The following is a 9,352-nucleotide window of genomic DNA, read 5'->3' as shown; positions in this document are numbered from 1 at the left end:
CCTCGCTGCGGGATCTTTTTTCCAAGTGGCTCCGCCACGAGGAAAAAAGCTGTCCTCGCGAGGAAGCCGCTGAGAACCCGCCGGTGAGCGGCTTTTCGACGTGGGCTATGTGCTTCGCACATACAGGCACGGCTTCGCCGCGAGGCAGACTTCGCTCCGCTCGTCCACGGCACGGCTTCGCCGCTAGGCACGGCTTTCAGCCGCAAGGCAGGTGTGCTTCGCCGCCCACTGCACAGCTTTGCAGCGAGGCACGGTCTTCGGTCCGTTCGCCGGGTGTGGTTTTGCCCGCCCGCTGCGCGGTTTTGTCGTGTGGGGGTTGGGAGTTGGGGTTCCGCGGGTCCGCGCAACACCGCAACCACACGCCCACACCGGGGAAGGCTTGGGAACCCGACCCCCACGCCAAGCCGACCCCGGCTCTAGAACCCGACCCCCACGCCGAGTCGACCCCGGCTTCAGGACCCCGCGCTCAGCTCCAGGAGTTCGGCCAGCGCGGCACGGGAGACGTCCGGGCCGAATTGGGCGGCGATGCCCGCCTTTCCGGCCACTGACAGCCGGGACCAGGTCGCGTCGTCGGTGAGCAGCTGCACCGCGGCTTCCGCGAGGCCGGCCGCGTCGTCGGCGATGAGCACGTCCTGCTCCGGTTTGAGGTGCATGCCCTCCATCGCCAGCGTGGTTCCGACGACCGGCACGCCGAGTCCGAGGCTTTCCCCGACCTTGCCCTTCACCCCGGCGCCGAAGCGCAGCGGCGCGAGGGTGACGCGGCTGTTCGCGTACAGCGCGTCGAGGTCTTGGACCCAGCCGTGCACGTCGACGCCGTCGCCGGCGAGCGCCAGCACTTCGCCGGTCGGGTTGGAGCCGACGACGTGCAGCACCGCGTCGGGGCAGTGCTCGCGCACCAGCGGCATGATCTCCCGCGCGGCCCACAGCACCGCGTCCCGGTTCGGCGGGTGGTCGAAGCTGCCGACGAACAGCACGTCGCGGCGTCCGCGCGGGTGCGCGGTCCCGTCCTGCACGTCGTGCACGTTCGACAGCACCCGGACGTCGGCTTCGGGGACGAGTTCGCCGAGCAGTTCCTGCTCCGCTTCGGACACGACGAGGGTGACGTCGCAGGAGCGCACCAGTCCGAGTTCCATCTCGCGGGAGGCGAAGGCCTTGCGGCGCAACGACTTCTCCACGTCGGGTTCTCCCTGTTCCCCGGCCAGCGCCGCTTGGCGCTGCAACCGCAGGAAGTGGACGTCCACGGTGTCGTAGGCGATCACGGCTTGCGGGGCGCAGGTCCGCAGCTCTTCGACGAGGCTCCACGCGACCTGCGGGCGGGACAGCACGGCGAGCGTGATCTCGCTGCCCGCTTCGGCCAGGAACGCCTGCTGCAGCTGCGGTTCCGGCAGCACCGTCACGCCGGCCTGCTGGAGTTCGGTGGTGTAGGGCTCCAGCTTGGCGTGGTTGCCGGGGAAGAACACGACGCGCGCTCCCAGCTGCACGAGCTGTTCGAGCACGCGGCGGATCCGCACCGAGCCGGAGTCGAAGTCGGGGCGCGGCACCTGGTGGTCCTTGACCAGCACGAGCGGTCCGTGGTGGCCGCGTTCGCCGCGTTCCCGCGCGAGCCACAGGTTGCGCGGTGAGGCTTCCGGCAGGTGGTCGGCGAGCGCGTCCCGCCACTTGTCGGCGAACACCTGGCGGTTGAGCTCCTGGTGCCGTTTGACGCCGGTGGACAGGTCGGTGCCGTTGGAGACGCCTTCGTGGTGCACGACCACGGCTTTCGGCTGCACGACGGTGCGGTATCCGGCGGCGCGCACGGCGAACGCGAGGTCGGTGTCCTCGTAGTAGGCGGGCGCGAACCGGGTGTCGAAGCCGCCGACGTCGCGGAACACGTCGGCGCGCACGAGGATCGCCGCGCCGGAGCAGTAGTCGACGTCGCGCAGCACGTTGTGCTCGGAGGCGTTCGGTTCGCCGTTGCGGCCGAGGTTCCAGCCGGTGCCGTCGGACCAGACGATGCCGCCGCACTCCTGCAACCGGCCGTCGGGGTAGACGAGCTTCGAGCCGACGAGCCCGATCCGCTCATCGGAGTCCATTGTGGACATCAGGATGTCCAGCCAGGACTCGGTGACCTCCGCGTCGTTGTTCAGGAAGAACAGGTGCCGCCCGCGGGCGTGCTCGGCGCCGAGGTTGCAGGCGCCGATGAAGCCGAGGTTGCGCTCGGCCCGCACCAGCCGCACGCCCTCGCAGGCCGCGAGCCGCACCGCGCTGTCGTCCGGGGACGCGTCGTCGATGACGATCACCTCGAACGGCACCGACACCAGGTGCCCGGCCAGGAACCGCAGGCACTGCCGGGTGTAGGGCCACTTGCCGTGCACCGGGACGATCACGCTGACCACCGGGTCGTCGCTGCGCGGCACCGAGACCGGCCCCGTTTCCCGCGGCTGCTCGGCCACGACCGCACCCGGCTGCCGACCCAGGGCGAGTTCGTACGCGTCGCGGCGGGCGGTGCCGCGCGGGGCGACGCGCTCCACGACGGTCCGGTACTTGCGCAGCGCGCGCTGCACCAGCGCGGAGTTCTGCGCGACGAGTTCGGCGTTGCGGCTCTCCAGCTCACCGGACCGGCGTTCCGCCTCCGCTGCCCGCTGCTCGACGCGCTCCACCGTGTCCCGCAGCCACTCGATGCGCGCGGCGTCGCGCTCCGCGCCGAGCCGGGCCTCGTCGACCTGGGCTTCGAGGGAACCGAACTCGGCGCGCAGCCGCTGCTGCTCCCGCACCTGCTCGTCGGCGCGGCGCTCCTCGGCCACCCGGAGCTCCTCCAGCCGCCCCACGGCGGCCTTGAGCTCCTCGGATTCCGCGCGGCTGCGCTCGTAGTGCTCGTTGAGCTTGGCCACGTCGGCGACCGCCTCGTCGCGCTGGGCGATGATCGGCCGCACCTCGGTCTCCCCCGCCCGGCGGGCGAGGGTGAGGTCGTCGTCGAGCAGGACGGCCGCGGCGGGCAGCTTCGGCAACCTTCGGTCCGAGGCGACGCCCAGCAGGTAGGTGTGCGGCAGGCCCTGGCGGACCGTCCACGCGCCCGACTCCTCCTGGTGCAGGGTCTGCAACCGGACGCCTTCGATGGCGGTGTCGAGGTCCCCCGGGTCGGACGGGGTGAGCACCGAGCCGACGGCGGTGTTCTGCCGGAACACCGCCACGTGCCGGAACGAGCCCTCCAGCAGCGACTCGAACTGCGGCGCGGTGAGCTCCTTGACGTGGAACGGGTTGTCGTTGCCGTGCTCGTGCTGGTAGACGGCCGTGTCCGGGGTGCTCACGAGCAGCAGCCCGCCCGGTTCCAGCCGGGCGCGGACCAGCGCGAGCACCGCGTCGTGGTCGGCCACGTGCTCGATGGCCTCGAAGCACACCACCACGTCGAACGGCTTCTCGTCGGCCAGCACCTCCGGGTCGGTGATCGAACCGGTGCGGAACGCGATGTCGCGCCCGCCGTAGTGGCGGGTGGCGTGCTCCACCGTCGCCGGGTCGACATCGAGGCCCACGACCTCGGCGCCCTCCGCGGCCAGCAGCGCGGCCCCGTAGCCCTCGCCGCACGCCAGGTCCAGCACCCGCTTGCCGCGGACGAACCGGGCGGCCAGCGCGTAGCGGTGGTAGTGCTCGTAGATGACCTGCACGTCGTCGGCCCAGGGCACGCAACGCTCCCCGGTCCACTCGATCAGCCGGTCGTTGTCGTCATCCATCGCGTCTGTCCTCGACCCCAGTGCCCGTCGTTGCTGTTCACGCGGGTGGCGGGCCTCGGCGGCGCGCGAACGCGCACCGGCCGGAGCGGAACCTGCCCGGACCCACCCGTTCGTGGTGCAGGCTAGCCCGTCGGCACCCCGGCCAGGTGCGGGATGCGGGCAACCCGGCGCACCCCGCATGAGAAAGTTCTCATGCCGGTTTCATCCCCGTTCCAGGTCGCGGCGGCGAAGATGAAGTCATGAGGCCGGTGACCAGATTGCCGCTGCTCATCGCCGCGCTGGCCCTGCCGATCGCCGTGGTGCTGTTCAGCTACGCCGTGACCAACGGACCCCGCAACCCGCAGGTACCCGCCGAAGTCCACGTGGGCGACGTGTCGGGCCCCGGTCAGCCGGGCGGGAGTCCGACGCTCGTGCCCGCGACGACCACGTCGCCGCCCGCCGACCTGCCGCCGCCGGAACCGGAAGATGACGACGACGAACCCGACGACGACCTCGACGATGACGACTGAGCCGCGGCGCAGCGGCACCCGCGTCCCGGCTCGCGCGCAGATCATGGGCTGGATGTTGCTCGTGCTGGTCGTGGTGCTGACCGGGATCGTGCTGCTGGTGTGGCGGTTCCTGCACAACGACGCGATGAACAAGGTGACCGCCTCGTTGGAGCAGGAGGGCGGCGAGTTCGTCAACTTCGCGCAGGTCGGGAGGCACCCGGTCACCGGTGCGCTGATCGCCGAGCCGGGGGCGTTGTTCGACACCTACCTCCGGCAGCAGTACCCGGACTCGTGGGAGGTCATGATCGGCGCGTGGGAGACCCCCACCGGCCTGAAGTGGCACATGCAGTCCCAGGACAAGGAGATCCGGGAGGTCGTGCACGACCCGCGCCTGCTGGACCGGATCGTCGCGGACCCGAACGGGCACGGGACGGCGCAGACCGCATCCGGGCCGCTGCGCTGGATCAAGATCCAGGCCCACACCGACGGCGGGCAGCAGGCCTGGTTCATCACCGGTCACTTCACCTCCGCCGACGTCGCCGAGGTGCACGGGGTGGTGCGCATCCTGGTGCTGGTCAGCGCGTTCGGCGTGCTGCTGGCGGCGGCGTCCTCGTGGGTCGTGGCCGGGGCGATCCTCGCGCCGGTACGCACCGTGCGGCAGGCCGCCGCGGAGATCAGCGAGCACGACCTGACCCGGCGCATCCCGGTGGAGGGCCGCGACGACATCGCCGCGCTCGCCTACCAGTTCAACGCGATGCTGGACCGGCTGGAATCCGCGTTCAGCACGCAGCGCCAGTTCGTCGACGACGCCAGCCACGAGCTGCGCACTCCGATCACGATCGTGCGCGGGCACCTCGAACTGCTCGGCGACGATCCGGACGAGCGCGACGAGGTGGTGCGGCTGTGCACCGACGAGCTGGACCGGATGACGCGCATCGTCGAGGACCTGCTGATGCTGGCCAAGGCCGACCGCCCGGACTTCGTGCACCCCGCCGAGGTGTCGCTCGCGGAGCTGACCAGCGACATCGACGCGAAGGTGCGCTCCATCGCGGACCGGCGGTGGGTGTTGGAGAGCATCGGCGAGGGCGACGTGGTCGTGGACGCGCAGCGGCTCACCCAGGCCGTGGTGCAGCTCGCGCAGAACGCGGTGCAGCACACCGAGGACGGCGCGGAGATCCGCATCGGGTCCACGCTGAGCCTGGGGCGGCTGACGCTGTGGGTCACCGACCGCGGGCCGGGGGTGGATCCCGCCGAGGTGGAGCAGATCTTCGCCCGGTTCGCGCACGGCAGCGGGCCCGGACGCGGCGGTGCGGGGCTCGGGCTGGCGATCGTCGCGGCCATCGCCGAAGCGCACCACGGGCGGGTGCGAGTGCTGTCCGAGCCCGGCGCCGGCGCCACGTTCGGCCTGGACCTGCCCGCTCGACCGGGTGCCGCGCTCGGCCCCGCCGCGCCCGCGACCGCTGAGGAGGTCCCCGCATGAGCAAGATCCTGATCGTGGAGGACGAGGCGCGCATCGCCGCGTTCCTGGAGAAGGGGTTGCGCGCCAACGGTTTCGGCACCGCGGTGGCCGGTGACGGCGCCACCGCGCAGGAACTGCTGCTCAGCGGGGACTACGACCTCGCCGTGCTCGACCTCGGCTTGCCCGGCAAGGACGGTTTCGCCGTGCTGCAGGCCGTGCGCGCGCAGCGGGTCACGTTGCCGGTGATCATCCTGACGGCGCGGGACTCGGTGCACGACACGGTCGCCGGGCTGGAGGGCGGCGCGGACGACTACATGACCAAGCCGTTCCGGTTCGAGGAGCTGCTGGCCCGGGTCCGGCTGCGGCTGCGGTCCTCGGACCGCACGCCTGAGGTGACGGTGCTGCGGGAGGGGCAGCTGTCGCTGGACCTGCGGACGCGGCGCGCGCAGCTGCCGGAGGCGACGGTGGACCTCACCGCACGCGAGTTCGCGATGCTGGAGCTGTTCCTGCGCCACTCCGGGCAGGTGCTGTCCCGGGAGCAGATCCTGTCGCACGTGTGGGGCTACGACTTCGACCCCGGTTCGAACGTGGTGGACGTGTACGTGCGGGCGCTGCGCCGCAAGATCGGCAGTGAGCGCATCCGCACGGTCCGCGGCATGGGCTACCGCCTCGGCGCCTAGGGACTGTGCACGACGGTCTCGTCGGCTCCCTGGCCGCGGGTTCAGGGGCACCGGATTCCTGAGCCGCCGCAGCTGAGTTCGAGGACCGCCGCGAGCGCCAGTCCCGGATCCGGTGGTCCGGAATCACCCTGGGTCGCGGACGCGTCCGGCCGACGCGCCGACTCCCCCGGCACGGGCACCCGAGTTGTGCACACCTGTGGACAACTCCGTCCACACCTGTGCACAACTCGGTCCGCAGTGGGGACCGCGCACTCCCCGGACCTTGGGCAACGGAGTTGTCCACAAGCTGTGGAAGAACTGTTTGCGCAGGCCCGTCCGGGAGCGGACCGAACCGGGTCGTCCCCGCGACCGCGCGGCGATCACCCGTCGAGCGCTCCCGGCACCGGCCGACGACCGACCGGTCGGTCGTCGTGCCCGCACCGGTGGTCCACAGGCCCGGACCGGCCAAGGAGCAGCCTCCACCCCGCCGGACGTCGCAACCCCCGGCTCACCCGATCCAGGCCCGGCCGCTGCCCCACAGTGATCAGGGCTACGGCTCGTCCGATCGGCACCGGGACGCGCCGTCAGCCCACGGGCAGCCGGCCCACGCCGCGCCAGGAGATCCCCGCTCGGCGCAGCACGTCCGGGTCCAAGTGGTTGCGGGTGTCCACCACGACCGGCCCGGCCAGCAACCCCGCCACCCGCGGCCAGTCCAACGCCCGGAACTGCTGCCACTCGGTGAGCACCACGAGCCCGGCCGACCCCTTGGCCGCCTCGTACGGGTCGTCCACCAGCGACACCACACCCCGCAGCGGAGCCTCGTCACCGCGCAGCCCCGGGTCGCACGCCACGAGCTCGGCGCCGCGCGCGGCCAGCAGCTCGGCCACCGCCAGCGCGGGCGAATCCCGCAGGTCGTCCGTACCGGCCTTGAACGTCAACCCCAGCAGCCCGAGCCGGACACCGTCGAGCGAACCGGCCACGCCGACCCCGCACGCGTCGGCGACCTTCGCCACCATCTGCTCCCGCTGCCGCGTGTTCGAGTCGATCGTCGCGCCCAGCAGCTCGAAGTCGAACCCCACCGACTGCGCCACCTGCAGCAGCGCCGCGGTGTCCTTCGGCAGGCAAGACCCGCCCCAGCCCGGACCGGGCTGCAGGAAGGACTGCCCGATCCGCCGGTCGTAGCCCATGCCCTCGGTGACGTCGGAGATGTTCGCCCCCAGCCGCTCGCACAGCTCGGCGACCGCGTTCACGTACGACAACTTCGTGGCGAGGAAGCAGTTCGCCGCGTACTTGACCATCTCCGCGCTCGGCGCGTCCGTGAGCACCGTCGGCGCGCCCAGCCGCGCGTAGAGCGCCGCGACCCGCTCGGCCGCGTCCTGCGACGCCGAACCCACCACGATCCGGTCCGGGTTCAGGAAGTCGTGCACCGCCGAGCCCTCGCGCAGGAACTCGGGATTCGACACCACGGCCACATCGGGCCGGCCGACGAGTTCCGCTACCCGCGCCGACGTGCCCACCGGCACCGTCGACTTGCACACCAGCACGCAGCCGGTCGGCAGCACCTCGGCCACCTCGGCGACGACCGACTCGACCGCCGCCAGGTCCGCGCCGCCGCCCGAACCCATCGGCGTCGGCACGCACAGGAAGACCACCTCGGCGTCTGCCACGGCATCCGCCGAGCCCAGCACGAACTCCAGCCTGCCCGCCGCGATGCCCTCCCCGACGAGCTCGCCGAGGCCGGGTTCGAAGATGCCGACCTCGCCGCGCGCGAGCCGCGCGACCTTCGCCGCGTCCACGTCGCTGCACACCACGCGGTGGCCCAGCGACGCCAGGCACGCACCCGTCGTCAGTCCCACGTACCCCGTCCCGACGACCACGATCCGACGAGCGAACACGGTGCACCTACCTCCGTCGACAGCGTGCGGACCGACCGGGAAATCCCAGGCCGGAAAGCTGACCTCGCGGAAATCGTGGCACATCGCGGATGCCGGGAGCGGCGCTTTGGGAACTGTTCACGCGCTGCTGCTCAGGTGGTGACGCACCGGTGTGCGGCCGTTCAAGCACCCGGCACCGGTCCCGATCAGTACTGCACAAGCGAGCTCAGTACTGCTTAACTACGGGCGAACCGATCCCGCACTGGAGGAGCCTCATGCAGATCACCGGCACCGCGGCCATCGTCACCGGAGCCGCATCCGGGCTCGGCGCGGCCACCGCCCGCGCCCTCGCCGAACGCGGAGCGCACGTGTTCGGCGTCGACCTGCCGGACGCGGTGACCAGCGCGGCGCCCGTCGACGGCGTGACCTACTGCGGCGCCGACGTCACCGACGCCGACCAGGTGCAGACCGCCGTGGACCAAGCCGCGGGCGGCAGCGCGCCGCTGCGCGTCGTCGTCAACTGCGCCGGGATCGGGCCGTCCGCGCGCATCAGCGGCAAGCAAGGACCGCACGACCTCGACCTGTTCCGCAAAGTCCTCGAAGTCAACCTGCTCGGCACGTTCAACGTGCTGCGGCTGGCGGCGCCCGCGATCCGCGAGACCGAACCCGACCGGGAAGGCCAGCGCGGCGTCGTGATCAACACGGCCTCGGTCGCCGCCTACGACGGCCAGATCGGGCAAGCCGCCTACGCCGCCTCCAAAGGCGGAGTCGCCAGCCTGACGCTGCCCGCCGCCCGCGACCTGTCGTCGGCCGGGATCCGGGTGATGACCATCGCGCCGGGCATCGTGGACACCCCGATGCTCGCGACCGTCAGCGAGGAGTACCGCGAAGGCCTCGCCGCGGGCGTCCCCTTCCCGAAGCGCCTCGCCGTCCCCGGCGACTACGCCCTGCTCGCCGTGAACATCGTCGAACACGACTACCTCAACGGCGAAGTAATCCGCATGGACGGAGCCCTTCGCATGGCTCCTAAGTGATCTGTTGTTGATTGCCGGTCGTTCTGCTTTGGGGGTCGGGTAGCGGAACCTCAGTCGGTCTCTCGCTGCGGGATCTTTTTCCCAAGTGGCTCCGCCACGAGGGAAAAAGCCGTCCTCGCGAGAGACCGACT

The 9,352-nt window shown here is 71.6% G+C and carries 6 protein-coding genes; 4 read left to right on the top strand and 2 right to left on the bottom strand.

Going from position 1 to position 9,352, the window contains the following annotated elements:
* Positions 1 to 452: 452 nt before the first annotated feature.
* Positions 453 to 3,707, bottom strand: a complete 3,255-nt coding sequence (locus ACWD38_RS29510; RefSeq protein ID WP_184483906.1) for a glycosyltransferase — start codon at positions 3,705 to 3,707, stop codon at positions 453 to 455.
* A 239-nt stretch (positions 3,708 to 3,946) separates the two neighbouring features.
* Between ACWD38_RS29510 and ACWD38_RS29505 the strand changes: the two genes are divergently transcribed.
* Genes ACWD38_RS29505 through ACWD38_RS29495 form a run of 3 tightly spaced genes read left to right on the top strand, consistent with a single transcriptional unit; the run spans position 3,947 to position 6,334 of the window.
* Entirely contained in the window at positions 3,947 to 4,216 is a 270-nt protein-coding gene (locus ACWD38_RS29505; RefSeq protein ID WP_184483908.1) for a hypothetical protein, read from the top strand.
* Positions 4,173 to 5,675 carry a sensor histidine kinase gene (locus ACWD38_RS29500; protein ID WP_450125371.1) on the top strand — a complete coding sequence of 501 codons (1,503 nt, stop codon included), beginning with the start codon at positions 4,173 to 4,175 and terminating at the stop codon, positions 5,673 to 5,675. The genes ACWD38_RS29505 and ACWD38_RS29500 overlap by 44 nt, the downstream gene beginning before the upstream one ends.
* A complete protein-coding gene (locus ACWD38_RS29495; RefSeq protein WP_184483912.1) occupies positions 5,672 to 6,334 on the top strand; it encodes a response regulator transcription factor in 663 nt (220 codons plus the stop codon). Before ACWD38_RS29500 ends, ACWD38_RS29495 begins: the two co-directional genes overlap by 4 nt.
* Positions 6,335 to 6,897: 563 nt before the next feature.
* Here ACWD38_RS29495 and ACWD38_RS29490 read toward each other — a convergent pair.
* Entirely contained in the window at positions 6,898 to 8,208 is a 1,311-nt protein-coding gene (locus ACWD38_RS29490; protein WP_184483914.1) for a nucleotide sugar dehydrogenase, read from the bottom strand.
* Positions 8,209 to 8,462: 254 nt separating this feature from the next.
* Between ACWD38_RS29490 and ACWD38_RS29485 the strand changes: the two genes are divergently transcribed.
* Positions 8,463 to 9,221: an SDR family NAD(P)-dependent oxidoreductase gene (locus ACWD38_RS29485; protein ID WP_184483917.1), complete on the top strand. Its 759-nt coding sequence runs from the start codon at positions 8,463 to 8,465 to the stop codon at positions 9,219 to 9,221.
* Positions 9,222 to 9,352 lie beyond the last annotated feature (131 nt).

Source organism: Saccharopolyspora sp. NPDC002578, assembly GCF_053592695.1.
The sequence above is the reverse complement of the archived record's forward strand: the minus strand, read 5'-3'. Positions and strand labels throughout refer to the sequence as shown.

Coding starts and splice junctions, on each gene's coding strand:
- ACWD38_RS29510 (WP_184483906.1), bottom strand. CDS start 3,707: ATGGATGACGACAACGACCGGCTGATCGAGTGGACCGGGGAGCGTTGC.
- ACWD38_RS29505 (WP_184483908.1), top strand. CDS start 3,947: ATGAGGCCGGTGACCAGATTGCCGCTGCTCATCGCCGCGCTGGCCCTG.
- ACWD38_RS29500 (WP_450125371.1), top strand. CDS start 4,173: ATGACGACGACGAACCCGACGACGACCTCGACGATGACGACTGAGCCG.
- ACWD38_RS29495 (WP_184483912.1), top strand. CDS start 5,672: ATGAGCAAGATCCTGATCGTGGAGGACGAGGCGCGCATCGCCGCGTTC.
- ACWD38_RS29485 (WP_184483917.1), top strand. CDS start 8,463: ATGCAGATCACCGGCACCGCGGCCATCGTCACCGGAGCCGCATCCGGG.